Source organism: Klebsiella sp. 1SOBk5mer (genome assembly GCF_046603115.1).
Taxonomy (GTDB): domain Bacteria; phylum Pseudomonadota; class Gammaproteobacteria; order Enterobacterales; family Enterobacteriaceae; genus Klebsiella; species Klebsiella quasipneumoniae.
In genome coordinates this window covers 1,069,408-1,095,482 of the sequence record NZ_JBKIUU010000001.1, presented here as the reverse complement: position 1 = coordinate 1,095,482, position 26,075 = coordinate 1,069,408, and the positions used below count along the sequence as shown (strand labels likewise).

General features: G+C 59.4%; 25 protein-coding genes and 2 pseudogenes. 9 read left to right on the top strand and 18 right to left on the bottom strand.

Translation table 11 applies throughout. The annotated features are described in order from the left end of the window. Positions 1 to 101: 101 nt before the first annotated feature. Positions 102 to 1,427 carry an MFS transporter gene (locus tag ACLH1U_RS05405; protein WP_023289485.1) on the bottom strand — a complete coding sequence of 442 codons (1,326 nt, stop codon included), beginning with the start codon at positions 1,425 to 1,427 and terminating at the stop codon, positions 102 to 104. A gap of 382 nt (positions 1,428 to 1,809) precedes the next feature. Here ACLH1U_RS05405 and ACLH1U_RS05400 point away from each other — a divergent pair, with 382 nt between their 5' ends. After that, positions 1,810 to 2,610 carry a YdcF family protein gene (locus tag ACLH1U_RS05400; protein ID WP_411299115.1) on the top strand — a complete coding sequence of 267 codons (801 nt, stop codon included), beginning with the start codon at positions 1,810 to 1,812 and terminating at the stop codon, positions 2,608 to 2,610. Positions 2,611 to 2,671: 61 nt separating this feature from the next. On the opposite strand, the gene ACLH1U_RS05395 is transcribed toward ACLH1U_RS05400, so the two are convergent. Continuing rightward, the gene (locus ACLH1U_RS05395) at positions 2,672 to 2,809 is read right to left on the bottom strand and encodes a hypothetical protein (protein WP_048334914.1); all 138 of its coding nucleotides are present in this window, start codon (positions 2,807 to 2,809) and stop codon (positions 2,672 to 2,674) included. Between ACLH1U_RS05395 and aldA the strand changes: the two genes are divergently transcribed. After that, entirely contained in the window at positions 2,808 to 4,247 is a 1,440-nt protein-coding gene (gene aldA / locus ACLH1U_RS05390; protein WP_411299114.1) for an aldehyde dehydrogenase, read from the top strand. The two genes, ACLH1U_RS05395 and aldA, sit on opposite strands and share 2 nt — an antisense overlap. Positions 4,248 to 4,295: 48 nt before the next feature. Here the strand turns inward: aldA and gap are convergent, their stop codons facing one another. After that, positions 4,296 to 5,294, bottom strand: a complete 999-nt coding sequence (gap, locus tag ACLH1U_RS05385) for a type I glyceraldehyde-3-phosphate dehydrogenase (RefSeq protein WP_411299113.1) — start codon at positions 5,292 to 5,294, stop codon at positions 4,296 to 4,298. Positions 5,295 to 5,576: 282 nt separating this feature from the next. On the opposite strand from gap, the gene ACLH1U_RS05380 reads away from it, so the two are divergent. After that, positions 5,577 to 5,735 carry a YqaE/Pmp3 family membrane protein gene (locus ACLH1U_RS05380; RefSeq protein ID WP_002903230.1) on the top strand — a complete coding sequence of 53 codons (159 nt, stop codon included), beginning with the start codon at positions 5,577 to 5,579 and terminating at the stop codon, positions 5,733 to 5,735. 39 nt (positions 5,736 to 5,774) lie between these two features. Here ACLH1U_RS05380 and ACLH1U_RS05375 read toward each other — a convergent pair whose 3' ends face one another. From ACLH1U_RS05375 to ACLH1U_RS05360, 4 genes are all read right to left on the bottom strand, one after another. Further along, entirely contained in the window at positions 5,775 to 6,167 is a 393-nt protein-coding gene (locus ACLH1U_RS05375) for a DUF1398 domain-containing protein (RefSeq protein ID WP_032452685.1), read from the bottom strand. A gap of 252 nt (positions 6,168 to 6,419) precedes the next feature. After that, positions 6,420 to 6,653, bottom strand: coding sequence for a sulfurtransferase-like selenium metabolism protein YedF (gene yedF, locus ACLH1U_RS05370; RefSeq protein ID WP_004204092.1), 234 nt, complete (start codon positions 6,651 to 6,653; stop codon positions 6,420 to 6,422). Next, positions 6,650 to 7,861: a selenium metabolism membrane protein YedE/FdhT gene (yedE, locus tag ACLH1U_RS05365; RefSeq protein ID WP_023289489.1), complete on the bottom strand. Its 1,212-nt coding sequence runs from the start codon at positions 7,859 to 7,861 to the stop codon at positions 6,650 to 6,652. The genes yedF and yedE overlap by 4 nt, the downstream gene beginning before the upstream one ends. 103 nt (positions 7,862 to 7,964) lie before the next feature. Continuing rightward, the gene (locus ACLH1U_RS05360; protein WP_049013302.1) at positions 7,965 to 8,318 is read right to left on the bottom strand and encodes a DUF1304 domain-containing protein; all 354 of its coding nucleotides are present in this window, start codon (positions 8,316 to 8,318) and stop codon (positions 7,965 to 7,967) included. A gap of 238 nt (positions 8,319 to 8,556) precedes the next feature. Here ACLH1U_RS05360 and ACLH1U_RS05355 point away from each other — a divergent pair, with 238 nt between their 5' ends. Next, the gene (locus ACLH1U_RS05355; RefSeq protein ID WP_275256723.1) at positions 8,557 to 9,036 is read left to right on the top strand and encodes a hypothetical protein; all 480 of its coding nucleotides are present in this window, start codon (positions 8,557 to 8,559) and stop codon (positions 9,034 to 9,036) included. 70 nt (positions 9,037 to 9,106) lie between these two features. Here ACLH1U_RS05355 and ydfZ read toward each other — a convergent pair whose 3' ends face one another. Further along, a complete protein-coding gene (gene ydfZ, locus ACLH1U_RS05350; protein WP_004151566.1) occupies positions 9,107 to 9,310 on the bottom strand; it encodes a putative selenium delivery protein YdfZ in 204 nt (67 codons plus the stop codon). A gap of 244 nt (positions 9,311 to 9,554) precedes the next feature. Further along, positions 9,555 to 9,707 (bottom strand): annotated as a pseudogene (locus ACLH1U_RS05345) (transcriptional regulator); the annotation flags it as partial. Between ACLH1U_RS05345 and ACLH1U_RS05340 the strand changes: the two are divergent. Next, positions 9,694 to 9,963, top strand: a pseudogene (locus ACLH1U_RS05340) (substrate-binding domain-containing protein); the annotation flags it as partial. The pseudogenes ACLH1U_RS05345 and ACLH1U_RS05340 sit on opposite strands and share 14 nt — an antisense overlap. A gap of 39 nt (positions 9,964 to 10,002) precedes the next feature. Here ACLH1U_RS05340 and ACLH1U_RS05335 read toward each other — a convergent pair. Both ACLH1U_RS05335 and manA read right to left on the bottom strand, forming a co-directional pair. Then, positions 10,003 to 11,562, bottom strand: coding sequence for a YdgA family protein (locus ACLH1U_RS05335; protein ID WP_044522689.1), 1,560 nt, complete (start codon positions 11,560 to 11,562; stop codon positions 10,003 to 10,005). 86 nt (positions 11,563 to 11,648) lie between these two features. After that, positions 11,649 to 12,827 carry a mannose-6-phosphate isomerase gene (gene manA / locus ACLH1U_RS05330; protein ID WP_121936122.1) on the bottom strand — a complete coding sequence of 393 codons (1,179 nt, stop codon included), beginning with the start codon at positions 12,825 to 12,827 and terminating at the stop codon, positions 11,649 to 11,651. A 201-nt stretch (positions 12,828 to 13,028) separates the two neighbouring features. On the opposite strand from manA, the gene fumA reads away from it, so the two are divergent. Together fumA and fumC are read left to right on the top strand one after the other, a co-directional pair. After that, a complete protein-coding gene (gene fumA / locus ACLH1U_RS05325) occupies positions 13,029 to 14,675 on the top strand; it encodes a class I fumarate hydratase FumA (protein WP_085550812.1) in 1,647 nt (548 codons plus the stop codon). Positions 14,676 to 15,012: 337 nt separating this feature from the next. After that, complete coding sequence (gene fumC / locus ACLH1U_RS05320) at positions 15,013 to 16,413, top strand: class II fumarate hydratase (RefSeq protein ID WP_023289496.1); 1,401 nt, start codon at positions 15,013 to 15,015, stop codon at positions 16,411 to 16,413. Here the strand turns inward: fumC and tus are convergent. The 4 genes from tus to rstA form a co-directional block, all read right to left on the bottom strand. Continuing rightward, complete coding sequence (gene tus, locus ACLH1U_RS05315) at positions 16,403 to 17,335, bottom strand: DNA replication terminus site-binding protein (RefSeq protein ID WP_032452693.1); 933 nt, start codon at positions 17,333 to 17,335, stop codon at positions 16,403 to 16,405. The genes fumC and tus overlap by 11 nt on opposite strands. Before the next feature lie 75 nt (positions 17,336 to 17,410). Further along, positions 17,411 to 18,712: a two-component system sensor histidine kinase RstB gene (gene rstB, locus ACLH1U_RS05310; protein ID WP_032452694.1), complete on the bottom strand. Its 1,302-nt coding sequence runs from the start codon at positions 18,710 to 18,712 to the stop codon at positions 17,411 to 17,413. A gap of 264 nt (positions 18,713 to 18,976) precedes the next feature. Continuing rightward, complete coding sequence (locus ACLH1U_RS05305; RefSeq protein WP_023289499.1) at positions 18,977 to 19,339, bottom strand: hypothetical protein; 363 nt, start codon at positions 19,337 to 19,339, stop codon at positions 18,977 to 18,979. A gap of 230 nt (positions 19,340 to 19,569) precedes the next feature. Next, positions 19,570 to 20,286: a two-component system response regulator RstA gene (rstA, locus tag ACLH1U_RS05300; RefSeq protein ID WP_023289500.1), complete on the bottom strand. Its 717-nt coding sequence runs from the start codon at positions 20,284 to 20,286 to the stop codon at positions 19,570 to 19,572. 128 nt (positions 20,287 to 20,414) lie between these two features. Between rstA and ACLH1U_RS05295 the strand changes: the two genes are divergently transcribed. After that, entirely contained in the window at positions 20,415 to 20,750 is a 336-nt protein-coding gene (locus tag ACLH1U_RS05295) for a GlpM family protein (RefSeq protein ID WP_023289501.1), read from the top strand. Here the strand turns inward: ACLH1U_RS05295 and folM are convergent. The 3 genes from folM to ydgH all read right to left on the bottom strand — a co-directional run bounded on the left by folM (position 20,747) and on the right by ydgH (position 24,016). Next, positions 20,747 to 21,469, bottom strand: a complete 723-nt coding sequence (gene folM / locus ACLH1U_RS05290; protein WP_048297427.1) for a dihydromonapterin reductase — start codon at positions 21,467 to 21,469, stop codon at positions 20,747 to 20,749. The two genes, ACLH1U_RS05295 and folM, sit on opposite strands and share 4 nt — an antisense overlap. 36 nt (positions 21,470 to 21,505) lie before the next feature. Beyond that, on the bottom strand, positions 21,506 to 22,888 hold the full coding sequence (locus tag ACLH1U_RS05285; RefSeq protein ID WP_044522700.1) for an amino acid permease: 1,383 nt from the start codon (positions 22,886 to 22,888) through the stop codon (positions 21,506 to 21,508). A 177-nt stretch (positions 22,889 to 23,065) separates the two neighbouring features. After that, positions 23,066 to 24,016 carry a DUF1471 family protein YdgH gene (ydgH, locus tag ACLH1U_RS05280; RefSeq protein ID WP_004887044.1) on the bottom strand — a complete coding sequence of 317 codons (951 nt, stop codon included), beginning with the start codon at positions 24,014 to 24,016 and terminating at the stop codon, positions 23,066 to 23,068. A gap of 521 nt (positions 24,017 to 24,537) precedes the next feature. Between ydgH and pntA the strand changes: the two genes are divergently transcribed. Continuing rightward, entirely contained in the window at positions 24,538 to 26,067 is a 1,530-nt protein-coding gene (gene pntA, locus ACLH1U_RS05275; RefSeq protein ID WP_048297428.1) for a Re/Si-specific NAD(P)(+) transhydrogenase subunit alpha, read from the top strand. Positions 26,068 to 26,075 lie beyond the last annotated feature (8 nt).

Genomic DNA, 26,075 nt, shown 5'->3' with positions numbered 1-26,075 from the left:
CCGGGCCCGGAAGGGTGCAGTTTCACCCGCGGTATGATCCCCCGTAGGCCCGCGCAAGCGCAGCGCCGCCGGGCAGGATGGTCGACCCGGACCGGCTGCGGTTAGGCGCTTTCCGCCCGGGGGCGCGCCGCGCCAGGGACGGATTTCATCCGGCTGGCGCAGAATATCGCCAGCAGCGAAATCGCCACCGTAACGCCCAGGTAGATGGCCACCGGTCGCCAGTCACCATCGTATTTCGCCAGCAGACCGGTGGCGATAAGCGGCGCGGTGCCCCCGGCCAGCGCGGCGCCCAGCTGGTAACCCAGGGTGATCCCGGTGTAGCGCACATTGGCGCTGAAAATCTCTGAGCACAGGGTACCCAGCACCGCGGTCACCGGCGCCCACAGGATGCCGAAGGCAACGATCGTCGCCAGCATAATGCCCCAGCTGGTGCCGGTGTCGAGCAGCAGGAACCACGGAACGATAAACAGCCCCAGCAGCACCACGCTCAGGGTGTACATCTTTTGCCGGCCCACCTTGTCGGACAGCAGCCCCATCAGCGGGATCATCACGGTGGCCACCAGCGCGCCGAGGGTGACGGATTCCAGCGCCTGCGACTTCTGATAGCTCAGGGTGGTAGTAGCGTAGCTGACCACAAAGGTAGAGAAGATATAGAAGGGGGCGGTCTCCACCACTTTCAGACCCGCGGCGATCAGCACCTCCCGCCAGTGGTGTTTGAGCGTCACGCGCAGCGGAGCCTTCGCCACCTGGCCAGACTGTTTCACCTGCTTAAAGGCGGGCGTTTCGTCGATATCTTTGCGGATCCACAGGCCGAGGAAAACGAGGACGGAGCTGAGCAGGAACGGAATGCGCCAGCCCCAGGCAAGAAACTGCGCCTCATCGAACAGGGTCATCAGCGAGACGATAAAGGTCGCCATCAGCATGCCGATGGTCACGCCGGCCTGAGGAATACTGCCGAAAAAGCCTTTCCGCTTTTCCGGGGCGTATTCGTAGGCCAGCAGCAGCGCGCCGCCCCATTCGCCGCCGATACCCATGCCCTGAATAATGCGCAGGGTAATCAGCAGGGCGGGCGCCCACAGGCCCACCATCTCGTAGGTGGGCAGCAGGCCAATGGCCACCGTGGCGCTGCCCATCAGCGACAGGGTTAGCACCAGCGTCTTCTTGCGACCGATGCGATCGCCGATGTGGGCGAAAATGACCCCGCCGATGGGGCGGATAAAAAAGGTGAGCGAAAAGGAGAGCCAGGAGAGGATCAGGCCGATGACCGGGTCGACCATCGGAAAGAAGATTTTGTTAAACACCAGCGCGGCGGCAGTGCCATAGAGAAAATAATCGAACCATTCGATGGCGCTGCCGGTCAGGCTCGCGATCAGGACCTTCTTGTTTTTCTGCAGAATGGATGCAGTGTTGCTTTCTGGATTGCTCATTACGAAACGTTCTCCCGCCACGGTAAAAGGTCAGGTGTCACTCTGTGCGTGCAGGGTGCAACCTGATGTGAAAAAAGGTTGTGTAATTGTTAAGCAACTTAGAGTTGATGGTTACAATTGGCAAGTTATCCCTCGGCAACGCGGGCGAGAAAACGCGCTTTTGTCTGGTATAACCGCAAGGTAAATTTTTATTTTCCACCTGTTTTTGCTGTTTTTTGTTATTTTCATGGTCAGTTATTCAGGTGCAACCTGCGTGTTTTTAGATGTTTCTTGTTATTTCAAAATGGTTACAAATCAACGTCGCTTTGCGCCCCGGCAGGCGGCGTTTATGATGGCCGGACTATCCTCTCTGCGCGGCTGAGAGGTGATTAAGGAGATCAGAATGGCAGAACAATTTCCCCCGCTGTCGGCGACGACGCTGGCGGCGGCTAACCTGACTGGCGGCTGGCTGGCGCAGAACGATCTGGCGACGCTGACCGCGCCGCCGGCAGTGGATGTGGTGGTGCTGGCTGGCAATGCCGTGATCCCCACCATCGACGCCGCCTGCCGGCTGGCGAAGGAGCAGGCGGTTCCGCTGCTGATCAGCGGCGGCATAGGACACTCCACCGGTTTTCTGTATGAGGCGGTGCGCGAGGATCCCCGCTACCGTTCGCTCGCGGTGGAGGGCCGCCCGGAAGCGCATATTCTGGCGGATATTGCGCATGACTTCTGGCACATTCCTCGCCCGCGGCTGGTGGTGGAGGATCGGTCGACCAACTGCGGGGAAAACGCGCGCTTTACCCGCACAATGCTGGAGAGCCGGAGGATCCCCCATCGTCGCGGGATCGTCATTCAGGACCCCACCATGCAGCGGCGGACGATGGCCACCTTCGCCCGCGTCTGGCAGGGGGCGACGACGCCGCCGCAGTGGCTGAGCTTTCCCGGCTGCTCGCCGGTGCTGGAGCAGACCGACGGCCAGCTGGGATTCGCGGGCGGCGGGGCGGGGCTGTGGCCGGTGACCCGCTACCTCGCGCTGCTGCTGGGCGAGCTGCCGCGCCTGCAGGATTCCCCTGAAGGGTACGGTCCGCGGGGGAAAGACTTTATCAGCCACGTGACCTTCCCGCCGGCGATCCTCGACGCCTGGCGACAGCTGCGGGAGGATGACCAGCTTGCCGGGGCGCTGCAGGCCCGCCTCCTCGGCTGAAAAATGCCCGTTTGCGGCAGATTTATCGCAAACGGGCAATTTGTGTTATTGAAATGTAACCTCAACCGGCCATTTTAGGCCCGGTTTTATGAATCAGCTCACAGAAATGCGCCAACGTGCTGCGAAGCCACGGCTTATCCGCCCGATATTTAACAAAAAAATCACTTGTTAAATACAAATGCACCACAGGAGCAGCCATGACAGCACCCGTTCAACACCCAATGTATATTGATGGCCAGTTCGTTACCGGTCGCGGCGACGGCTGGATCGACGTGCTTAACCCGGCGACTGAAGCGCTGCTGTCGCGGATCCCAGACGGGACCGCGGAAGAGGCGCGACTGGCGATTGACGCCGCAGAGCGCGCCCAGCCGGCCTGGGAGGCGCTGCCGGCCATTGAGCGCGCGGGCTGGCTGCGCAAAATTGCCGCTGGCATTCGTCAGCGTGCCGACGACATCGCCGGGCTGATCGTCGCTGAAGGGGGCAAGATCCAGCAGCTGGCGGCGGTGGAGGTTGCGTTTACCGCCGACTATCTCGACTACATGGCCGAATGGGCGCGGCGGTATGAAGGGGAGATCGTGCAGAGCGACCGTCCCGGGGAGAATATCCTCGTCTTCAAACGCGCGCTGGGGGTGACCACCGGGATCCTGCCGTGGAACTTCCCGTTCTTTCTTATCGCCCGCAAGCTGGCGCCGGCGCTGATCACCGGCAACACTATCGTCATTAAGCCCAGCGAATTCACGCCCAACAACGCCATCGCTTTCGCCGAGATCGTCCACCAGGTTGGGCTGCCGAAAGGGGTCTTTAACCTGGTGCTCGGCCGTGGGGAAACCGTCGGCCAGGAGCTGGCCGGCAATCCGAAGGTGGCGATGGTCAGCATGACCGGCAGCGTAGCGGCGGGGGAGAAAATCATGGCCGCCGCGGCGAAAAATATCACCAAAGTGTGCCTCGAGCTCGGCGGCAAAGCGCCGGCCATCGTCATGGACGATGCGGATCTGGAGCTGGCGGTGAAGGCGGTGGTGGACTCGCGGGTGATCAACACCGGGCAGGTGTGCAACTGCGTCGAGCGGGTCTATGTTCAGCAGGGGATTTACGACCGCTTCGTCAACCGCCTCGGCGAGGCGATGAAGGCCGTGCAGTATGGCGACCCGGCGGCGCGGGATGACATCGCCATGGGGCCGCTGATTAACGCCGCCGCGCGGGATCAGGTGGCGCGCAAAGTGGCAAAGGCGGTGGCGCAGGGGGCGCGGGTCGCGCTGGGCGGTCAGCCGCAGGAGGGGAAAGGCTATTTTTATCCGCCGACCCTGCTGCTGGATGTGCGTCAGGAGATGGATATTATCCATGAGGAAACCTTCGGGCCGGTGCTGCCGGTGGTGGCGTTTTCGACGCTCGATGAAGCGCTGGCGATGGCCAATGACAGCGATTATGGCCTGACCTCCTCGATCTATACCCGCGATCTTAATGTGGCGATGAAGGCGATTAAGGGGCTGAAATTCGGCGAAACCTATATCAACCGCGAGAACTTTGAGGCGATGCAGGGATTCCACGCCGGCTGGCGTAAATCGGGGATCGGCGGCGCAGATGGCCGCCATGGCCTGAATGAGTACCTGCAGACTCAGGTGGTCTATCTGCAGGCCTGAGGCGCTCAATGCAGAATCGGCGGGCAGCGCAGGCTGTCCGCCGTTCACTTAGCGGGCAAATTTCTCCAGCACGCGGATCAGCTGGGTGACAAAGCCGTATTCGTTATCGTACCAGGCGACGGTTTTCACCAGCTGTACGCCGCCGGCCTCCACAATCTCCAGCTGGGTGGCATCGTAGATTGAACCGAAATGGCTGCCGATGATATCGGAAGAGACAATCTCTTCTTCGGTGTAGCCAAAGGATTCATTGCCCTCTGCCGCCTGCTTCATCGCCTGATTGACCTCATCCGCAGTCACTTTTTTCTCCAGCACCGACACCAGCTCCGTCACTGAGCCGGTTTTGGTCGGTACGCGCTGGGCATGGCCTTTCAGCTTCCCGCTCAGGGCGGGGATCACCAGGCCGATAGCTTTGGCCGCGCCGGTAGTGTGCGGGATGACGTTTTCCGCCGCCGCCCTGGAGGCGCGCAGATCTTTACCGCGCGGCCCGTCCACCAGCGACTGGGTGCCGGTATAGGCGTGGACAGTGGTCATGGTGCCAACGGTGATGCCGAAGGCATCCTGCAGGACTTTGGCCATCGGCGCCAGGCAGTTGGTGGTGCAGGAGGCGACGGAGATGATGGTGTCATCCGGCGTCAGGCTGTCATCGTTGACGTTATAGACGATGGTTTTCATCTCGCCGGCGGGGGCGGAAATCAGCACCTTGCGCGCGCCGGCCTGGAGATGGGCCTGCGATTTCTCTGCCGAGGTGTAGAACCCGGTACACTCCACAATCACTTCCGCGCCCGCCGCCTGCCACGGAATATGCTGCGCCTCTTTTTCGGCATACACGGTGATGGTCTTACCGTTGACGATCAGCGCATCTTCCGTGAAGTCGACGCTCCACGGGAAGGGGCCGTAGTTTGAATCATGCTTTAGCAGGTAGGCCAGTACTTTTGGCGAGGTGAGGTCGTTGATAGCCACCACCTCGAGGCTGCTGTCGACTTCTAATAAACGGCGTAACACCAGACGTCCGATACGACCAAATCCATTAATCCCAAGTTTACTCATGGATATTCTCCGGTTGGTAAAACGACTCGATGTGATAAAACTCCTCCAGGCTTAGTCCTGACTCGCAGCCAGGTCAACTGACAATCTGTGCGGTTCGCTGCCGGGCCCGCAGCATGAGCCAGAAAAGTGGATGTTTTGGCGGGCTTTTTTATCCGTGACGGCAGGGAATAATTTTTGTTACCGGAGATGAGGGGGCCGCCTGCTGGCGAAGCGATGAAAAGCGTCTATGCTTAACTATTGAATAACTTAGTAAAATATTGCCGTTAGATAAAGGGAGAGCTTATGGGATTCTGGAGAATCGTTTTTACTATCATTCTGCCGCCGCTGGGAGTACTGCTGGGGAAAGGTTTCGGCTGGGCGTTTATTCTCAACATTATTCTGACTCTGCTGGGCTATATTCCAGGCCTGATCCACGCCTTTTGGGTGCAGACCCGCGATTAAGGGCTGACCCCTCAGGCCAGGCTTCCCCCTGGGACCCGCTCAGGGGGGAATCAGGCTCTCTTTATACAGCAGCCTGTTTTCCTTCGACCAGTAGTGGCGAGTCTCCTCGTCCAGGTCGACGCTCCACTTAAACACCCCGGCGCTGGCGAGATCCCTGCAGTACTGCTCAAAGTTGATGGCGCCGGCAAAATGGCGGATGACCGCGGCCGAGGTCAGCCGATGGCTGGGGGCGCTGCGCACGCGCAGCAGGCCGCGGGCGCTTTTTATCGTGATCACCTCGTCGTTGGCCATCACAAAATTCATATTGCCGGTAGAGACAAAGTAGATATAACACGAGACCTGATGCCGACGCAGTTCACTGGCGAAGGTGGCAAAATCGGCATCTGCACGCACTTGCTCAAAAAAATGACCCAGCCTGGCCAGCAGTTCCATTTCTATCCTTATTGTGTTGCGGTGTGCGGCTTTGGCCGGTAGCGGCAGAAACCATTCACGAAGTTACTTATTCGTATTTTAATAATATAGGCGCGTTATATTAAGGGTTATTGGATAACTGGAACATCGTTTCAAGTGTTACAATGTATTGCAATCGTTTGCCTGCACGGCCCCTCTGGTGGTGAGGAAATGGCGTGACGGGAGACGGGGAAACCCATACCGGCGATGAAGGTCGCCGGCGGGGAAACGGGGTTACTTCTGGATCAGATAGCGAATGGTCGGGCCATCCTGCTGAATATCCAGCACCGTATAGCCATGGTTCCTGGCATCAAGCGGAATGTTATTGATCGACTGCGGACAGTCGCTAATCACTTCGAGGATCTCGCCTTTTTGCAGGGAGGGCATCGCCTCCAGGGTGGCGACCGCCGGATAGGGGCAGGGCTCGCCGACCATGTCCAGGCGATAATCAGGGATGATGTTCTTCATGCGCTCTCCTTCGCGGTCCGGACCGCTGCCGACTGGCGGCGGAAAAAATGTCTCTCCCAGGCGATCACCAGCAGCAGGGCGATCAGCAGCAGCAGATAGGTCGCCAGCAGTCCGCCGAAGGGACCAAAAGCGTTCAGCAGGTTGACCTTTTGCCAGTGGGTGGCGAGCGGGGCGGCGATATCGTCCCAGCACCAGGCGAGCAGCGTGGAGCCGATAACGTTGCCCAGCCCCACCCACCAGTAGTGAACCTGGCCTTCCACCGCCCGGTACATCCAGCCGGTTTCACAGCCGCCGGCCAGCACGATGCCAAAGCCAAACAGCAGCCCGCCAATCGCCGCGTTGGGACCGGCCCACATGATTTTCGGCGCCATCCCCAGTTGCACATAGCTGAAGATGCCGATGGCGCTCGCCGCCATGCCGAAGATTATCGCCTTCGCCATCACCGTCCGGCCGGTGATCCACATATCGCGAAAGGCGGAGGTGAAGCAGATCTGCGCGCGCTCGATAAGCAGACCGAAGCCGATGCCGAACAGCATCGCCAGGCCGAGCGCAGGGTGGTCTGCGGCGGTGAGCAGGCCCCAGCCGATCATGGCGAAAAAGATCACCATGCCCAGGCGGAAACGGCGGCGCGCCTGCTGTGGTTTTTGGGTTAACGGCGAAGCAGCGGATACCTTTTGCATTTTTACCGGTATGCGAAAAAGAGGCAGCAGGGTGAAGCGAGCGCCAAACCAGGAGCCGATGGCGGTGGCGATGGCAAACAGCCAGGCGTGCAGGGAGAACTGCGGAATGCCGGTGAAAAAGGCCGCCAGGTTGCAGCCCATCGCCAGCCGCGCGCCGAACCCGGCGATGATACCCCCGGCTACGGCCTGCACAATGCGGATCCGGCTGCGTGGCAAGCGCAATTTGACGTTATTGGCCCACAGCGCCGCGGCCAGGCAGCCGCCGAACATACCGATGATCATCCTGCCGTCGATGCGGGTCAGCGGCGTCCCGTCGAGATGGATCAGCTGATAATAGCCCCACTGTTCGCTGTGGACCCCCAGCAGCTGCAGCAGCTGGCCACCCCAGCGGGTAAATTCACCGGTCACCGCCCAGAAGGTGCCGGTGATGCCAAAATAGTAGGTTGAGAGAATGCCCGCGGCGATGACCGCCGGGACGGGGGACCAGAACCGGATAAGCCAGGCCTGTTTGAAGGATTGCCATGTCATAAAAATGCCTCTGAACTCAGAAGGTATTAAAGGTCGATGACCGACCGAAGGGGGCACATAGTATCCGCCTTACCGCCAGCTTTCTCTGTTTTAGATCAAGGCCCTACCCCTGCGCCAGCACCGCCAGCAGCGCCAGCAGCGCGGGCAGCGCCTGAATATAGAGAATTTTGCGGCTGGCGGTCAGCGCGCCGAATATCCCGGCGGCCAGCACGCAGGCGAGGAAAAAGATCACCACCGGCTCGCCGGACTCCCCCAGCCACAGCCCCCACGCCAGGCCGGCGGCCAGGAAACCGTTATACAACCCCTGGTTGGCCGCCAGCACCCGGGTTTCCCGGGCGAAATCGGCGCTGAGGTTAAAGGCCCGGCGCCCGGCGGGCGCTTCCCAGAAAAACATCTCCAGCACCAGGATGGCGAGATGAATAATAGCGACCAGCGCAACGAGGAGAGTGGCTAACACAGCAGTCCTTAATCGATGAGATGAATGTGTCTGCAGTATAGCCGCTGGCGCTCACCAGGCGAGAGGGCGACTGCTATAGTGCATATAGCGTCATGTTTGCCTGCCGCGACGAGCGCCGGTTTATCTGATTGCCCTTTGGTTTAGCTTAGCGGTGATAGTATGCCGGGTTCTTTTTTACGGGTGTGGCGTAGGTTACTGAATGTTGAATAAATTATGGGTTGTGTTATCCGGGCTGCTGTTGGTTGCCATGCCGTCGGCGCAGGCCGGGGAATTAAATCTCTATTCGATGAATACCGGCTCCTATGTTTATCACATGACCGGCAACCACGGACAATATAACGAGCATTTCAACAACAACTTTTTCTCGGTGGAGCGCAAGTTTTCAGCGGATTCAAAATACAGCGCGCTGGTCGGCACCATGAAAAACAGCTTCGACGATCGCTGTCTGACCCTCGGCGTGCGCCGCGACTGGCTGCAAAACGACACCGGCTGGCTGCTGAAAGGGGTGTATGCCTATACCGGGGAATTTTTCTTTGACGCTTTCAGCCACTGCGGCGATTCAGGCACCTACCGCACCGCCAAAAAAATCACCGGCGTCGGTTTTTCGCCCTATATCTATCATGGTCTGCAGTATAACTTTACCGATTATTTCGGCGTCGAGGGCGGGATTATTCTCCCGGCGATCTTTGTGATGAGTATTCAGTGGAGCTTTCGCTAAGCGCCTGTATCAGGCCGGTAAAGGAGAGGCCACCCTGGGTGGCCTGCTCATGTTGCCCTGGCGGCAGGGATTAATGGAAACCGAGACGGATCAGATCTAACGGACAGAAGCGGCCCTCGCAGCCGTCGATTTCCACGCAGTCCGCCCGACGCAGCTGCTCGGCGGTTTTCCCCTCGCCATGGATCGCTTTAATCACGCCCGTCGTACCGTTACCGGCGATCATGACCATACTGCCGGTGGCAATAGCGTTACGATTACGGTCATAGGTTTTCATGCTCTCCTCCTCAATAAACCAGTGTAAGCAATGATTAAGCGGCCAAATTAATACCGCTTCCTGCCTAAAAAAGTTTTGAGGAATATCAAAATTATTTTAATAATGCCGACATCAGCCGGGCGCGAGAGTCATTCATGGCCGCTACAGGGTTTGCCTGCGCCAGGGGAAAAGCCTCGATCATCCTGCCAGCCATCTGGCAGGCAGGATAGGGTTTGACAACCAGATAATTCACTTTGCCGGCGCATCAGATAAGGCTGCGCAGGGCGGCTATTAGCCCTGCGACACCGCGCTCCAGCTTCTCGCGTGGACAGCCGACATTGAGGCGCAGAAAGCCATTGCCTTCGGGACCATAGGTATACCCCGGCATAATCGCCACCTTCTGCCCGGCGACCGGCGCGTGGTTCGGTCTGCTGCGCGCCGGAAGGCAGAGCGGGGAAGATGGCGTCGACAGCTACTTCGAGCAGCGGGTGGCGCTGGCGGCGTTCGCCGATGTGCCTGAGGCCGCGCTTGACGACCTGCCGCTCACCTGGGTCACCACCCCGGCGCGCGAGATGGGGAAAACGCTGGCGGAGTCGATGCTGCGGCGGCTGGAGGAGGGCGCGGGCGAGACGCGAAATCAGATCATGCCCCCGCGGCTGGTGACGAGAAAATGACGGAGACGGCGCGCGCTGGCCGTCTCCTGAGCCGATAAATTACGGCTGCGGGGCGGCGTCGTCCTGCTGAGGCGCGGCGTCATCCTGCTGCGGCTGGCCCTCCTGCGGCGCGCTGTCCGGTAACGAAGGCGCTTCGAGACCAAACATCGCGGCAAAATCCTCCAGCGGCATTTTCTGGCCGTTCAGCGTCACCTGGCCGTTCGCGTACTGCAGGCTGCTGCTGATGGCGTTATCTTCCATGGTGGTGATGCGGAACATCTGGCCCATCGCCGCCAGGCCTTTGACCTGCTGATCGGCGAGTTTGGCGGCGTCGGCTGGCTGGTAGCCTTCCAGACCGGCGATCTTAGTCATAAACTCCGTCGCCATATCCACCGGGATCACCACTTTGCCGTCAAGGGACTGCACCACGCGATCCAGGCTGTCCGCCAGGGTCTGCGGCGGGGCGGTCACCAGGGCCGGATCTTTCAGCAGCACCGAGAGGTTGAGGCTGCTTTCGCCTTTGGCATTGCGCCAGCTCAGCGGTGAGATAGTCACCGACGGATTGCCCTTAAGCAGGATCGGCAGCGCATTGAACAGGGTTTCGGTAAGCGCCTGCTGGTACAGCTCCGGGTTCTGCGCCAGCTCTGGTTTCGCCAGCAGCGCCTGAGACTGCGCGCTGTACTGCTGGCTGAACTGGTGCCACGCCTGACCGTCGACGTTATCCACTTTCAGCGTCAGTTTGCCGCTACCCATATCCTGACCCTGCAGCTTCAGGCTGTTGACGGTGTAGTTCACCTGGCTGTTCACGCCTTTGCCGTCCTTGGTCAGCGTGGAGCCGCCGTCCAGCGCCATGCCGTCAACCAGCGCCAGCTCTTTGCCTTCGACGCTGATGGCCAGTTTATCGAGGGTCATTTTTTGCTGGCCGATACGCTCGTTGAAGCTGGCCAGCTCGGTGGCGCCGTCGGTGGTCAGGTTGACGAAGCGCAGCTGCACCTTCTGGTTATATTCGTTGAGAGCATCGATCTGGCCGCTGCCGGCCTGGCCCTTCAGACTGATGTTTTTGCCGTCGCGGTCGGCGTCGAGCTGGAACTCGCCGCCGCTGAAGGTGACTTTCTCATCCCCTTTGGCGTAGTCGAGGGCATTGAGGACGATCGCCGACTGGCTGTCGCCGCTGTAGGCGATGCGCGTATCGACAGTAAAGGGGGTATTGCCTTTGGCAATCTCGAACAGCGCCTGGCTGGCGTCGTTTTTCACCAGCGTGGTGTGGACCGAGGCCATCGCCGGGGCCAGATTAAAGGTTTTTAACGAGGCCAGCGGGAAGGGGCCGTGATCGACCACCTCGTCAAGCACCACGCTCTGCCCGGCGGCCAGCCAGCCGTTAGCCTGACCGGCGATCGGCTTCACCACCAGCTGCAGATGGCTGCTGAACAGCCCGCGCTGGTAGTCCTGATAGCTCAGCTCCAGACCTGACTCCGGCGCGCTGCTGCGTAACTGCGCGTTAGCCTGCTGCACCATATCGGCAATCCGGCCTTCCAGCTGTTTGCCGGTGTACCAGGCGCCGCCTGTCCATACCACGCCCAGCGCCACGATGATTCCTGCTGCGACCAGCGATTTTTTCATAGCATTTGTCCATAAATGAAGCCAGGCGGAGAGACCGCCTGGCTGAGTTGTCATAATCAGTAAGCGCGACCTGAAAGGTCTGTCGTTTACTGGAGCTTATTGAACACGCGCGCCACGCGGCCATGGCCGCTGACCTGCACCGGCGACTCATTGGCGGCCACAAAGGCCGATTCGCCCGGCTTGAGGGTCAGGCTCTGGTCGCCTTTGCGCAGCAGGGCTTCGCCGTCGACGCAGAAAACGATCGCCGCGCTCGACTGGGCCAGATCGCTGGCTTCGGCGGAGAGATCGTGCAGCGAGAAGGCAAAATCTTCCACCGGGATCGGGAAGTCCAGCTCCGCGCCGTGCCGCTGCGGCTGGGTCAGCAGCTCACCCGCCGGTTTGGCCTCGAACTTGACGTTGGCCACCAGCTCAGGGATATCAATGTACTTCGGCGTCAGGCCGGCGCGCAGCACGTTATCCGAGTTGGCCATCACCTCCAGCGCCACCCCCTGCAGATACGCGTGCGGCGTTTCGGCAAACAGGAACATCGCTTCGCCCGGATTCAGCTTCACCACGTTCAGCAGCAGCGGGGAGAAAAGGCCGCTGTCGTCGGGATAAAATTCGGCGATCAGGCGGATGGTCTGCCACGGTTCGCCCTGTTCGCGGTCCAGCACCTCGCGCAGCGCCTGCAGCGCCTGCGCTTTTTCCTCGCCCTGCATATTCAGCAGGCTGGCAAACAGCTGGCTCAGGCGAGCCGCGTCCGGCTGCTGCAGGAAGGCGCCGATCGCCGGGTGCGCGTTAGCCACCGGCTGCAGCAGGCTGACAATCTCGCTGAACTCGCGAAACGCGTTCATCGCCAGGAACGGGGTCAGGGCGAAGACCAGCTCCGGCTTGTGGTTCGGATCTTTGTAGTTACGTTCGGCGGCGGAGAGGGGGATGCCGGCGGCGTTCTCGCGGGCGAAACCCTCTTCGGAGGCCTGCTTGTTAGGATGGACCTGAATGGAGAGGGGCTGCGCGGCGCACAGCACTTTAAACAGGAACGGCAGTTCACCGAAGCGCTGCGCCACTTTGTCGCCGAGCAGGGCGGCTTTGTCCGCGTCAATCACTTCGCGCAGCGAACGCGGCTGGCCGTCTGCCGCCAGGATCTGCGAGCTGCTCTTCGGATGCGCCCCCATCCACAGCTCTGCCATCGGCAGGTTGTCCGGGTTGGCGATGCCATACAGTTCAGTTAAGGCGGTGTGGCTTCCCCATGCATAGTTCTGCACGGCGTTAATCAGCTTTTGCATTCTCAATCCCTGTTTCAATCAAAGTAAAATTTATCGCCCTATTAAACCAGCAAACGCTGGAGAAGCAACTGCTGAAAGAAAAAGTCGTCCCTGTCTCAGTTTTTGTTAAAAATTTGTGTAAAATTGATCGACTCGCTTTTCTACAGGCACATGGAGTCCCTGCCTGAAACATAATCAGCCAAAGCAGTAAGTGAGAGTACAATGTCGAATAAACCGTTTGTTTACCAGGATCCTTTTCCCCTCAAAAAGGATGACACCGAGTATTATCTCCTCAGCAGTGATTACGTCTCCGTCGCCGAATTTGCCGGCCAGGAAGTGCTAAAAGTTGACCCTCAGGCGCTGACCCTTCTGGCGCAACATGCCTTCCACGACGCCTCCTTTATGCTTCGCCCGGCCCATCAGCAGCAGGTAGCGGATATCCTTAACGACCCGGAAGCCAGCGAAAACGACAAATACGTCGCCCTGCAGTTCCTGCGCAACTCCGATATCGCCGCCAAAGGCATTCTGCCTACCTGCCAGGACACCGGCACCGCCATCATCATGGGTAAAAAAGGCCAGCGCGTCTGGACCGGCGGCGGCGACGAAGCCGCGCTGGCGCAGGGGGTATACAACACCTACATCCAGGACAACCTGCGCTATTCGCAGAACGCCCCGCTGGATATGTATAAAGAGGTCAACACCGGCACCAACCTGCCGGCGCAGATCGACCTCTATGCTACCGATGGCGATGAGTACAAATTCCTCTGTATCGCCAAAGGCGGCGGCTCGGCGAACAAAACCTATCTCTACCAGGAAACCAAAGCGCTGATCACCCCGGCGAAGCTGAAAAACTATCTGGTGGAGAAGATGCGTACCCTCGGTACCGCTGCCTGCCCGCCGTACCACATCGCCTTTGTCATCGGCGGTACCTCGGCGGAAGCGACGCTGAAGACCGTCAAGCTGGCGTCCACCAAATATTACGACGGTCTGCCGACCGAAGGTAATGAGCACGGCCAGGCGTTCCGCGACATTCAGCTGGAGCAGGAGCTGCTGCAGGAAGCGCAAAACCTCGGCCTCGGCGCGCAGTTCGGCGGCAAATACTTCGCCCACGATATCCGGGTGATCCGCCTGCCGCGCCACGGCGCCTCCTGTCCGGTAGGGATGGGGGTTTCCTGTTCCGCCGACCGCAACATCAAAGCCAAAATCAACCGCGACGGCATCTGGATCGAGAAGCTGGAGAGCAATCCGGGGAAATATATCCCTGAGCATCTGCGCCAGGCCGGCGAAGGCGAAGCGGTAAAGGTGAACCTTAACCAGCCGATGAGCGAGATCCTGGCGCTGCTGTCGCAGTATCCGGTCTCCACCCGTCTGTCGCTGAGCGGCACCATTATCGTCGCCCGCGACATCGCCCACGCCAAGCTGAAAGAGCTTATCGATAATGGCGAGGAACTGCCGCAGTACGTGAAAGATCACCCGATCTACTACGCCGGCCCGGCCAAGACGCCGGACGGTTACGCCTCCGGCTCCCTCGGCCCGACTACCGCAGGCCGCATGGACTCTTACGTCGATCTGCTGCAGTCTCACGGCGCGAGTAAGATCATGCTGGCGAAAGGCAACCGCAGCCAGCAGGTCACCGACGCCTGCCACAAGCACGGCGGTTTCTACCTCGGCAGCATCGGCGGCCCGGCGGCGGTACTGGCTCAGCAGAGCATCCGCAGCCTGGAGTGCGTGGCGTATCCGGAGTTGGGGATGGAGGCGATCTGGAAAATCGAAGTGGAAGACTTCCCGGCGTTTATCCTCGTCGATGATAAAGGCAACGACTTCTTCCAGCAGATCCAGACGTCGCAGTGCGCCCGCTGCGTGAAATAAACCTGGCCGCCCTTCGGGGCGGCTCTGGCCGATGACAAACCTGTTTTCGTTATCGTGCGCGCTTTCTGCCGGGTGGCGGCTTTCGCCTTACCCGGCCTACGAAAACAGCACTATCAACCGGTTATGCCATTCCCTGTCGGCCCGCGCAACCGCAGCGCCGCCGGGCAATTCCTGAAGATGGCACGTTGTCAGCCTTCCGGGCCGTCCTTCGGGGCGGCTTTTTTATGCCGCTTTGCGGCACGAACCACCAAAACAACTTATCAATCTGGCCAATACTTACTCTTTTAAGCAGGTGAGCTTTGTCGCTATGACGCACTTTTCATCCAAGGAGAAAGTAATGACAACGCATCGCAGTGAAAAAGACTCGATGGGCGCCATCGACGTCCCGGCCGATAAACTCTGGGGCGCCCAGACCCAGCGTTCGCTGGAGCATTTCCGCATCTCGACCGAAAAAATGCCCGGGGAACTGATATATGCCCTCGCGCTGACCAAGCGGGCGGCGGCGAAGGTCAATCAGGATCTTGGCCTGCTGACGGCGGAGAAAGCCGGGGCGATCGTCGCCGCCGCTGACGAAGTACTGGCCGGAAAACACCCCCAGGAGTTCCCGCTGGCTATCTGGCAGACCGGTTCCGGCACCCAGAGCAATATGAATATGAACGAGGTGCTGGCTAACCGCGCCAGTGAACTGCTCGGCGGTGAGCGGGGGATGGCGCGAAAAATCCACCCCAATGACGATGTCAATAAAAGCCAGAGCTCGAACGATGTGTTCCCCACCGCCATGCACGTCGCGGCGCTGGTCGCCCTGCGGGAAAAATTGCTTCCGTCGCTGCAGGCGCTGCGGGCCACGCTCAACGAAAAAGCGGTGGCCTTCAGGGATATCGTGAAGATCGGTCGCACCCATCTGCAGGACGCCACGCCGCTCACCTTAGGCCAGGAAATCTCCGGCTGGGTGGCGATGCTGGACCATAGCCTGAAGCATCTTGAAGCCAGCCAGCCGCACCTTGCCGAGCTGGCGCTGGGCGGGACGGCGGTGGGGACCGGGCTGAATACGCATCCGGAATATGCCGTGCGGGTGGCGGCCGAGCTGGCCTCGCTCAGCGGACAGCCGTTTGTCACCGCGCCGAATAAATTCGAAGCGCTGGCCACTGTCGATGCCCTGGTCCATGCCCACGGCGCGCTGAAAGGTCTGGCGGCCTCGCTGATGAAAATCGCTAACGATGTCCGCTGGCTGGCCTCCGGGCCGCGCTGCGGGATTGGCGAAATCGCCATCCCGGAAAACGAGCCTGGGTCATCGATTATGCCCGGTAAGGTCAACCCGACGCAGTGCGAGGCCCTGACCATGGTCTGCTGCCAGGTGATGGGTAACGACGTGGCGGTGAATATCGGCGGCGCCTCGGGTAACTTTGAGCTCAACGTCTATCGGCCGATGGTCATTCACAACTTCCTGCAGTCGGTGCGTCTGCTGGCGGACGGCATGGCGAGCTTTAACGAGCACTGTGCGGTGGGGATTGAGCCGAATCGTGAGCGGATCACCCAACTGCTCAACGAGTCGTTGATGCTGGTGACCGCGCTGAATACCCATATCGGCTATGATAAAGCGGCGGAGATCGCCAAAAAAGCGCACCATGAGGGGCTGACCCTGAAGGCTTCGGCGCTGGCGCTGGGCTACCTGACGGAAGCCGAATTCGATAGCTGGGTGCGCCCGGAACAGATGGTCGGCAGCCTGGCTACTCGCTAGCCAGCCAGAGGTGCAGACGAGGGATCAGTAATCTCAGCGCCTGCGCCTCCGGTTTGTAGCGGTATTGCACGTTGTCGGCATCGTAGTTGAGCAATTCGCCAATATCCGGCACGCTGACCCCCTGGCTACCGGACATCAGGGCGATCAGCGGGCTGGGGCAGGCGTACTGCACCTGTTTCTGCTCGCTGGCATACCAGACGCGGGCAATCGGCTGCACTTTCACCGGCCGTTTGATTTTTAGCCGCGCCCGCTGCGGCAGGGCGGCGATATCCTGATACTCCCTTTCCAGTTTGCTCTGCCACTGCTCGCGGGTCCAGGGCGGCACCGCCCGCGGCGATTGCAGGCTTTTTTCCAGCATCATCAACACCTGGTCGCGGGTCAGATTTTTGATCACGTGCTTATTGGCCCAGCCGAAGCGGATAGTGCTCGGGTCGAGGAGGGGCGTTAGCGTGCGATAGGCGCTGAGGGTGATTAACCCAGGCAGATGGCGATGCACCCACTCAAAGCGGGCGGTGGGGGGCAGGCCAGCGTCGACAGTGACGATTTTCTCGAAGGTGGCCTTCAGGGCGTTAATCTGCTGAATGCGCGCCAGCAGCACCTGCTGTTCCGCGGCGGTGACCTGGAGACAGATAGCGCCCGGCAGGCGGACGGCGGCTTTGCTGCTGCGGGTTTCCGACTGCTGCTGGATAAACAGATGGCCGTAGTGGCGCAGGGCGAGATCCAGCGCCGCCTCGCCGGTGTGCTGGACGACCGTAATGTTCGCCAGCGGGTCGTGCTCGGCATCCTTACTGATCGCCGGCAGCTCAAACACCCGGCCCGCCAGCAGCCGGCAGGTCGCTAACGCCTGGCGCAGCGCCTGCAGCTCCAGCTCGATCTGGCGAAAGGTATCATTCAGACGTTCAACGAGGTCGTAGCTGGCCATCGCCTTCACCTTAGTTACAACATACTATTCGATTTTTGCAGCATACCCAGCCCGCGGCCTCTGCGCAAGTTTTATTCAGGCAGAGGTAAAATCGGGCAACTGATGATAGACCGGCCAGCTAAAGCAGAAGCGGGCGCCGCCGAGTGGACTGGCCTCGCAGCGAACGTCGCCCCCCATCGCCTGGGCGATACTGTGGACGATGGCCAGGCCGAGGCCGCAGCCTCCGGTCGCCCGATCGCGGCTGGGGTCAAGACGAACAAAAGGTTCGAACACCCGCTCGCGCTCCTCGGGGGCAATGCCCGGGCCGTCATCGTCGACCTGCAACGACGCGCGGGAACCCTGCAGGGTCAGGCTGACCGCCACCCGCTGACCGCTGTAGCGCAGGGCGTTGTTCACCAGATTATCCAGCACCCGCTCCATCAACCGCATATCCAGCGCGCCATAGTTGCCGCGGGTCAGCGTCGCCAGGCCGACTTCGCGCTGCGGGTTGACCATCTGGATATCCTCGACGTGGTCGCTGATCCAGGCGGGGAAATCGGGGGTGGTCAGGCTGAGCTCCGTCTGCGGGCGGTCGAGACGGGCGTAGGTCAGGAGCTCTTCTATGAGCGCCTCCAACTGGCCGATATCGCGGTTCAGCGCCTGCGATTCCGCCTCGGTGAGGTTTTCGCTCATCTCCAGACGGTAGCGCAGGCGCACCAGCGGCGTCCTGAGCTCATGGGCGATGCCGTCAATCAGCTGCTTTTTACTGGCAATGAGGGCGTTAATGTTGTCGGCCATCTGGTTGAAGGCCACCCCGAGCCGCTCAAAGCTGGACATGCTGTCAAAATGAATACGCTCGCTGAGGTGGCCTTCGCCAAAGCGCTGGGCGGCGGTCTCAATGCGCAGCATGTCCTGCCAGTGCGGACGCATCCAGATAAACACCGGGAAGGCCAGCGAGATAGCGATAAACGCCATCAGCGCCACGTCCAGGAGACGCATTTCATGCAGAAAATAGAGATAGGGCACCGGGCCCACGGATAACACATAGTGGCTGCGGGGGATGCGCTGGATAAAGGTGTACTGGTCGTCGAGCGCGACGATATCCCCGGCGCGCAGGTGCTGCATCGAGCTTTCCGACAATTTGAATTTGCTCATCGGCTCGATGTGCAGGTCGAACGACAGATTAAGGTCCAGTTCTTTCAGCGTTTTGCTCCAGTCGCGAGGCGGAATTTCCCGCAGCTCGCTGCGCATCAGATACAGTGAGCTTTTCATCAGATCGTCAAGCGACTGCCGGCCGGCGCGTTCAGCGGTAAATTTATAGACCAGGCCCACCAGCATGGTCATCACCAGAAAGCAGACGAAGAGCAGAAGGTAGAACTGCACGAACAGCTTTTTCATTACATTACCGCATAGTCAAAAAGAGAAACCTGCCGGCGCCTCGGGACCATCTGCCCGGCGAGGCGGAAACGTCTCGGGTTTACCGGGGCGAGCCGAGGCCCGCGCGGGAGTAACCGATACGCTATCAAAGCAGGGTTTATGCCCCCTGACAATAGCCAGCCGGGGGGAGCGACGTCGTTGAAAATGTGACAGTGTCACTTATTGCGAGCTTACCTCTGCATTAGGCAAGGATTATGTCCAGTGTCATCTGCGCGCCGCTGGGCGCTACTCGCGATAGTAGGGGATATCCACCGGATAGAGGGTGGCCAGGCTCAGCAGTCGACAGCGCACCAGCTGTTTTGCTTCGGCATACCAGTAAGCAAATTCGCCGGTGGTCTGGTGGTAAATCATCTGATCAAGGTTAGCAAACGGGATCACCAGCAGCGGCCCCTGGCGCACGTATCCGCCGCCGGTTTCGAAATGGTGATCTCCCCAGGATTGCTGGGTATGTTGATAGCGGTGGAGGAGCACCTTAATTTGCCCGCGCTGTGGACAGAGGAGCCGGATATCGGCGTTGTCGAGGGAAAAAGCCCAGCCAGAGAGTGACGTGAAGAGGGTAAGTGCCAAAAGTACAACGTATTTCATCATGCAAAAGTCCTGTGTTTTCAGGCTTTATGCCACTCTGATAACGGTAAGTCCTTGAGCACAATCATATTGAGGGGTTATGTGATGGGCTTCTGTACGGCGAAACATATTGATTTACTCAATATGACAAACTGGCGGCGGCCCGCCAGCGCGAAGGCGGCGGAAAATGCGATGCGCATGCCGCCGGGGAACAGGCGGTAAACGGGCCCCTTTCAGGGCCGCAGAAGGACCGCTCAGTTGTCCCAGGCGTGGGGGGCGAAGAGGTAGCCTTTATTGCGTACCGTCTTAATCCGGTAGGGTTCTGTGGCGTTATCGAGCAGTTTTTTGCGCAGGCGCGAGATGGCGACGTCGACGCTGCGATCCATCCCGTCGTAGGTGACGCCGCGTAAATTTTTCAGCAGGGCGTCGCGATCCATAATCTGCCCGGCGTGGGTAGCCAGCTCCCACAGCAGGTCGAAATCGGCGGTAGACAGGGCGACGCTTTCTCCGCCGAGCAGCACCTGGCGGTTGACCGGGTCAATGGTCAGTGAGCCAAAGGAGATGGTCTTGTGCGGGGTGAGCGTCGCAGGCGCGCCAGCTCCCGCCGGGGCGATATGCTGGCGCAAATGCAGACGCAGTCGCGCCAGCAGCACCGCCGGCGGGGTGGTTTTCAGGATATAATCGCTGGCGCCCATCTCCAGGGAGAGGATATGGTTCATATCGCTGTCGAGCGAGGTCAGCAGGACAATCGGCCCTTGCCATTGCCCACGCAGATCGCGACAGAGCGTCATTCCGTCCTTGCCGGGCAGCATAATGTCCAGGAGCACGAGGTCCGGTTTCTCCCGCGCGATCACTTCCTCTGCGCGGTCGCCGCGAGGCTCGACCACCACATCCATATCATGCTTGCCGAGATAGGCGGCGATCAGCGCCCCTACCTCAGGGTCATCCTCAACAAAAACGATTTTATTCATGTCTATTGCACATCAGTAAAAGAAGTAACATACACCGCGCCTATTTTACCCGCCATTCCTCTTTTATAAACAGCGCTAATTCCGCTATGCTGCGCTAACTTGTTGATTCATTGTTAAGGCATAAGGACATGGGGCTGTTAATCAAAGGGCTGCTGGGCGCGCTGGTGGTGGTGCTGATTGGCGTGCTGGCGAAAACCAAAAACTACGCCATCGCCGGACTTGTTCCGCTGTTTCCCACCTTTGCGCTCATCGCCCACTATATTGTCGCCAGCGAGCGCGGTATTGAAGCCCTGCGCACCACTATCGTGTTCGGTATGTGGTCGATCGTTCCCTATTTTATCTATCTGCTGTCGCTGTGGTACTTCACCGGGATCATGCGCCTGCCGTTGGCGCTGGCAGGCGCAGTGGGGTGCTGGGGGCTGTGCGCGTGGCTGTTGATTGTTGGCTGGAGCCGCTTCCACTAACGCAGAGGGCGACCGCCGTCGACGGCGAATGACCGGCCGGTCACGTAGCGGCTGGTAAACAGATAGTCGATAAGGTCGCTGATCTCTTTCTCGCCCGGGGCGATTTTCATCAGCGACTTATCCAGCGCCTGCTGACGATAAGCCTCGTCGTCACCTTCATTGAACATGATCAGCGACGGCGCAATGGCGTTGACTTTGATCTCCGGGGCCAGCTTGCGGGCAAAGGAGCGGGTCATGTTGTCCAGCGCGGCCTTGCTGGCGGCGTAGGCGATATGTTTATCGCTCCCGCGCTCCACCACGTAATCGGTGATATGGATAATGTCGCTGGCGGCATGGCCGTGGCCGCGCAGGAGATCCTCCAGCGCGTGGTTGAGCAGATAGGGGGCATGGACGTGGATCTGCATCATGCGGTTGATCACCGTGCTGAGCGGTACGCCCGGCTTCTCCGCCATCCAGTCGCTGGCGTTGTGGATGATGGCCCGCAGGCCGCTGGTATGCGATTTAACCGCTTCGGCAAAGGTCAGAATGCCGTCATCGCTGCTGAAGTCGGCCTGCAGACAGAGGGCGCCCGCTTCGCGCAGGTCTTCGATCGCCGGATAGGGCGTGCGATAGCTGACGATAACCGGCTGGTGTTGCTGCAGAAAATGGTGCGCCAGCGCGAGGCCGATGCGGCGGCCTCCTCCTGTGATCAGAACCGGGCGGGGCTGTTGTTCAGCCATGGGTATCTCCTTTGATTTCTGCGGCAGGGCGACCGCTTACCCCACCAGCATCCACGTTGCCGGCACAGCGGCAACCAGCAATAAACCAATTAGCGCCAATTCGCGGCGTTTGAGCGAACGATCGTGCTGGTGCGTACGTCGGGCGTACAAAAAGACCAGAAGACCCGGAGCGTAAAGTACCACCGACAACAGCAAATGCACAGGTCCCGACGCGTATAATAACCATAAGCCATAAATGCAGGCGCCGATACCCACCGCTTTATGCAGCGGACGGGTGGCGATTTTGAGCAAAAAGGCGCCGACCAGCAGATAGGGCACGAGGATCATCTCTGAGGCGATGGTCAGCAGGGTGCCGTAGTCCGAACCGGTCAGCCAGATGAGGACCAGCGACGCCTGAACGCTGATATTGGTCAGCCACAGCGAAGCGGAGGGGGCGTTGTTGCGGTTCTGGCGGGCGAACAGGCGCGGGAAGGCTTTGTGAGTGGCGGCGAGGTAAGGCACTTCGGCAGCCATGATCGTCCAGCTGAGATAGGCGCCACACACCGACACGATAAGCCCGGCGGCAATCACAATTTCACCCCACGAGCCCATCAGTCTGACCATCAGTCCCGCCATCGACGGGTTGCGCATTTCGGCCAGTTCGCTACGCGGCACCACGCCCAGCGACAGCAGGGTGACCAGCAGATACACCGCGAGGGCCGAAAGCACCGCCAGCAGCGTCGCGCGGCCAACGTCCCGCTTGTGTCGCGCGCGGGCGGAGACCACCACCGCGCCCTCGACGCCGATAAACACCCACAGAGTGATCAGCATCGTGTTTTTAACCTGCTCCCACACCGGTACGCCCAGCGCCAGGCCGCTGAAATCGAGGCGGAACGTATCCAGCTGAAAGGCCAGGGCGGCGAGGGCGACAAACGCCCCCAGCGGCAACAGCTTGGCGAGGGTGGCGACCAGGTTAATCCCCGCCGCCGTCTGCACGCCACGCAGGACCAGGAAGTGGACCACCCACAGCAGAACTGAAGCGCCAACGATAGACTGCCAGGTGTTGCCATCGCCAAACAGGCGCAGCTCAGGGGTATCGGTGAAGAAACTGAGCGCCGAAAAGACGATCACCAGATAGGAGACATTGGCGATCACCGCGCACAGCCAGTAGCCCCAGGCGGAACAGAAGCCGATCAGCTCGCCGAACCCTTCGCGGGCGTAGGTGAAGATCCCGCCGTCGAGGTCGGGACGAATACGGGTCAACAGCAGCATCGCGAAGGCGAGGAACAGGATCCCGACGCCGGTAATCGCCCAGCCGATGAGCAGAGCGGAAGGGCTGGCCACGGCCGCCATATTTTGCGGCAAACTGAATACGCCAGCGCCGAGCATTGAGCTGAGGACCAGGGCGGTCAGGGCGCTCAGGCCCAGTTTCTTTTCCATTGCATTCCCGAGGTGAAAATGGCTGTTCCAGAATATTTATTTTGCGAAATCGCATAAAAATGGAGGATTGCGCTAAGGCGCGGGATTTTACGGAGTGTCCGGGGGCCATGCAATGGCGGGGGATGAAAAAAAATGAAAAGGCGGCAATGCGCCGCCTTTTTAGCCAGTCAGCAGCGATTATTTGTACAAATCGGCGCTGATGGTGATGTTGCCGCCGCGTTCCTGCCACTGGCGGGTAATGTGATAGTACTTCGCCCCTTTCTTCGCCGCGCGTTTTGCCGTCTGATAGGAGATCTCGGTCATGTTGCCGTAGTTGCCGGTGAACTTGATGTTATCGAACGGCACCATTTGCGCCGCAGTCACTTTGTTCACTTCTTCAACTTTGGTGCCGTCCGGCAGCGTGACAGTGTAACGTCCGCCTTTTGACGACTGGGTCTCGAAGAAACGACCTACGCCGGTGCCGGAGCCAACCGCCGCGGTGGTGGCGACGCCCGGGATTTCGACGTTTTTCGCCGCTTCGCCGCCTTTGGCCAGCGCCGCGCGGCCGGCTTCAGAATCAGCCGGGATAGCGTCCGGGCTCTGCAGAACGCGTTTCTCCGCATCTTTTTTGTAGATATAGGCGGTAATGCGCTGGTTGCCGCCCTGGTTGGCGTCCACCTGGCGGACGATGAAGAACGCATAGGCGCCTTTCGCTTTCGCCGCTTTGGTGATGGCGTCGTTCACTTCCGGCTGGCTGCGATAGAAGCCCTGGACGGTGACGGTGTCGTAAGGCATCAGCTCAACGGCCTGATCTTTCGGCAGCTCCATCACGCCATTGATGATGCGATTTTTCGGCGCATCCGCTTTCGGCGCGTCGTCTTTATAGAGGTCAGCCGTGACGCGCCAGTTGCCGCCATTGCCGTAATCCGACGTGTCGACAACATAGAATGAGGCCGCGCCGTCTTTGTCAGCTTTGCGCGATACCGCTTGCACTGCGTCGCCAATGGCATTAAAGCGGCCGGTGACGACAACGCGATCGTAGGGCTTCAGCGCAGCCGCCTGCTCCGGGGTCAACTCGGTCGCTGCGTGGGCAGACAACGTGGCGGTTGTCAGGAGAGCAGACGCCAGGAGGGTGTTTTTAAGCTTCATAAAAATAATCCTTTGCCTTGCGCAAACCATATACTGGTGTTGTTGTTGACTGAAAACGTTTGATTATTGCATTTAATCGCCGTGACTGTCTGCGTCATTTTTTGCGTGCCGCCCGAATCGTATACTACGGAAAGATAACATTTTTCGATATGTTGAAAAAACAGCCGCTTGACCAGCAAAAACGATAATCGATACCACTTTTATTAGTTAATGTAATGTTAATACAATGATCTCAATGGCGATAAATGGCGTTTTATACCGCTGGATAAGCGGATTATCAGGCCTGAGAGGCAAATTCAGGTAAATATTGCTGCCCGGAACCATCTGTGCTGACAATAAGCAATAAAATCAAAATTTCTGTTTTATCGCTGTAGATCACAATCGCTATTTTCAGTAGGTTATAAAAAGTTTGTTACTGTTTCATTTTGCAGACAGCGAAAGATGGCGAGGATGATTTTGCCGTCCTGTCGCTGTTGGTCAGAAAAGTAAACCATCATCAAAAACCGATGGAAGGGAAAACTATGCGTATTGGTGTACCACAAGAAAGGCTAGCCCAGGAGACCCGGGCCGCCGCCACGCCGAAGACCGTTGAGCAGTTGCTCAAACTCGGCTTTAGCGTCGCGGTAGAAAGCGGCGCCGGGAAGCTGGCCAGCTTTGACGATGAGGCCTTTGCCCAGGCAGGGGCTGAAATCGTGACCGGCGACGAGGTGTGGCAGTCTGATGTCATCCTCAAGGTCAATGCCCCGAATGACGATGAAATTGCCCTGTTAAACCCAGGAACCACGCTGATTAGCTTTATCTGGCCGGCGCAAAACCCGCAGCTGATGGAAAAACTGGCGGCCCGTAATATCAACGTGATGGCGATGGATTCGGTGCCGCGTATCTCACGCGCCCAATCGCTGGATGCGCTCAGCTCAATGGCCAATATCGCCGGGTACCGCGCTATCGTTGAAGCGGCCCATGAATTCGGTCGTTTCTTTACCGGCCAGATCACGGCGGCAGGCAAAGTTCCGCCCGCCAAGGTGATGGTTATCGGCGCCGGGGTGGCTGGACTGGCGGCGATTGGCGCCGCCAATAGCCTGGGCGCGATTGTCCGCGCCTTCGATACTCGCCCGGAAGTGAAGGAGCAGGTGCAGAGTATGGGCGCCGAGTTCCTCGAGCTGGATTTTAAAGAGGAAGCGGGCAGCGGCGACGGCTATGCCAAGGTGATGTCCGAAGCCTTTATCAAAGCCGAAATGGCGCTGTTCGCCGCCCAGGCGAAAGAGGTCGATATTATCGTCACCACGGCGTTAATACCGGGCAAACCGGCGCCGAAACTGATCACCCGGGAAATGGTTGACTCAATGAAGTCGGGCAGCGTGGTGGTCGATCTTGCCTCGCAAAACGGCGGCAACTGCGAGTACACCGTGCCGGGCGAAGTGGTGACCACCGCTAACGGCGTGAAAATTATCGGTTATACCGACCTCCCAGGCCGTCTGCCGACCCAGTCCTCCCAGCTCTACGGCACTAACCTGGTGAACCTGCTGAAGCTGCTGTGCAAAGAGAAAGACGGCAATATCGTTATCGATTTCGATGACGTGGTGGTGCGCGGCGTGACCGTGGTGCGCGAAGGCGAAATCACCTGGCCGGCGCCGCCGATTCAGGTCTCCGCTCAGCCGCAGGCCGCGGCGAAAAAAGTGGAAGCGCCGAAAGAAGAGGTCAAACCGGCGTCGCCGTGGCGCAAATATGCGCTGATCGCGCTGGCGATTATCCTCTTCGGCTGGCTGGCCAACGTGGCGCCTAAAGAGTTCCTCGGCCATTTCACCGTCTTCGCGCTGGCCTGCGTGGTGGGTTACTACGTGGTATGGAATGTCTCCCATGCCCTGCATACGCCGCTGATGTCGGTGACGAACGCCATTTCGGGCATTATCGTGGTTGGCGCATTGTTGCAGATAGGCCACGGCGGCTGGGTCAGCTTCCTGAGCTTTATCGCGGTACTGATCGCCAGCATTAATATTTTCGGTGGTTTTACCGTGACTCAGCGCATGCTGAAAATGTTTCGCAAAGGATAAGGGGTAGC

Coding starts and splice junctions, on each gene's coding strand:
- ACLH1U_RS05405 (WP_023289485.1), bottom strand. CDS start 1,427: ATGAGCAATCCAGAAAGCAACACTGCATCCATTCTGCAGAAAAACAAG.
- ACLH1U_RS05400 (WP_411299115.1), top strand. CDS start 1,810: ATGGCAGAACAATTTCCCCCGCTGTCGGCGACGACGCTGGCGGCGGCT.
- aldA (WP_411299114.1), top strand. CDS start 2,808: ATGACAGCACCCGTTCAACACCCAATGTATATTGATGGCCAGTTCGTT.
- ACLH1U_RS05395 (WP_048334914.1), bottom strand. CDS start 2,809: ATGGCTGCTCCTGTGGTGCATTTGTATTTAACAAGTGATTTTTTTGTT.
- gap (WP_411299113.1), bottom strand. CDS start 5,294: ATGAGTAAACTTGGGATTAATGGATTTGGTCGTATCGGACGTCTGGTG.
- ACLH1U_RS05380 (WP_002903230.1), top strand. CDS start 5,577: ATGGGATTCTGGAGAATCGTTTTTACTATCATTCTGCCGCCGCTGGGA.
- ACLH1U_RS05375 (WP_032452685.1), bottom strand. CDS start 6,167: ATGGAACTGCTGGCCAGGCTGGGTCATTTTTTTGAGCAAGTGCGTGCA.
- yedF (WP_004204092.1), bottom strand. CDS start 6,653: ATGAAGAACATCATCCCTGATTATCGCCTGGACATGGTCGGCGAGCCC.
- yedE (WP_023289489.1), bottom strand. CDS start 7,861: ATGACATGGCAATCCTTCAAACAGGCCTGGCTTATCCGGTTCTGGTCC.
- ydfZ (WP_004151566.1), bottom strand. CDS start 9,310: ATGAAAACCTATGACCGTAATCGTAACGCTATTGCCACCGGCAGTATG.
- ACLH1U_RS05335 (WP_044522689.1), bottom strand. CDS start 11,562: ATGAAAAAATCGCTGGTCGCAGCAGGAATCATCGTGGCGCTGGGCGTG.
- manA (WP_121936122.1), bottom strand. CDS start 12,827: ATGCAAAAGCTGATTAACGCCGTGCAGAACTATGCATGGGGAAGCCAC.
- fumA (WP_085550812.1), top strand. CDS start 13,029: ATGTCGAATAAACCGTTTGTTTACCAGGATCCTTTTCCCCTCAAAAAG.
- fumC (WP_023289496.1), top strand. CDS start 15,013: ATGACAACGCATCGCAGTGAAAAAGACTCGATGGGCGCCATCGACGTC.
- tus (WP_032452693.1), bottom strand. CDS start 17,335: ATGGCCAGCTACGACCTCGTTGAACGTCTGAATGATACCTTTCGCCAG.
- rstB (WP_032452694.1), bottom strand. CDS start 18,712: ATGAAAAAGCTGTTCGTGCAGTTCTACCTTCTGCTCTTCGTCTGCTTT.
- ACLH1U_RS05305 (WP_023289499.1), bottom strand. CDS start 19,339: ATGATGAAATACGTTGTACTTTTGGCACTTACCCTCTTCACGTCACTC.
- rstA (WP_023289500.1), bottom strand. CDS start 20,286: ATGAATAAAATCGTTTTTGTTGAGGATGACCCTGAGGTAGGGGCGCTG.
- ACLH1U_RS05295 (WP_023289501.1), top strand. CDS start 20,415: ATGGGGCTGTTAATCAAAGGGCTGCTGGGCGCGCTGGTGGTGGTGCTG.
- folM (WP_048297427.1), bottom strand. CDS start 21,469: ATGGCTGAACAACAGCCCCGCCCGGTTCTGATCACAGGAGGAGGCCGC.
- ACLH1U_RS05285 (WP_044522700.1), bottom strand. CDS start 22,888: ATGGAAAAGAAACTGGGCCTGAGCGCCCTGACCGCCCTGGTCCTCAGC.
- ydgH (WP_004887044.1), bottom strand. CDS start 24,016: ATGAAGCTTAAAAACACCCTCCTGGCGTCTGCTCTCCTGACAACCGCC.
- pntA (WP_048297428.1), top strand. CDS start 24,538: ATGCGTATTGGTGTACCACAAGAAAGGCTAGCCCAGGAGACCCGGGCC.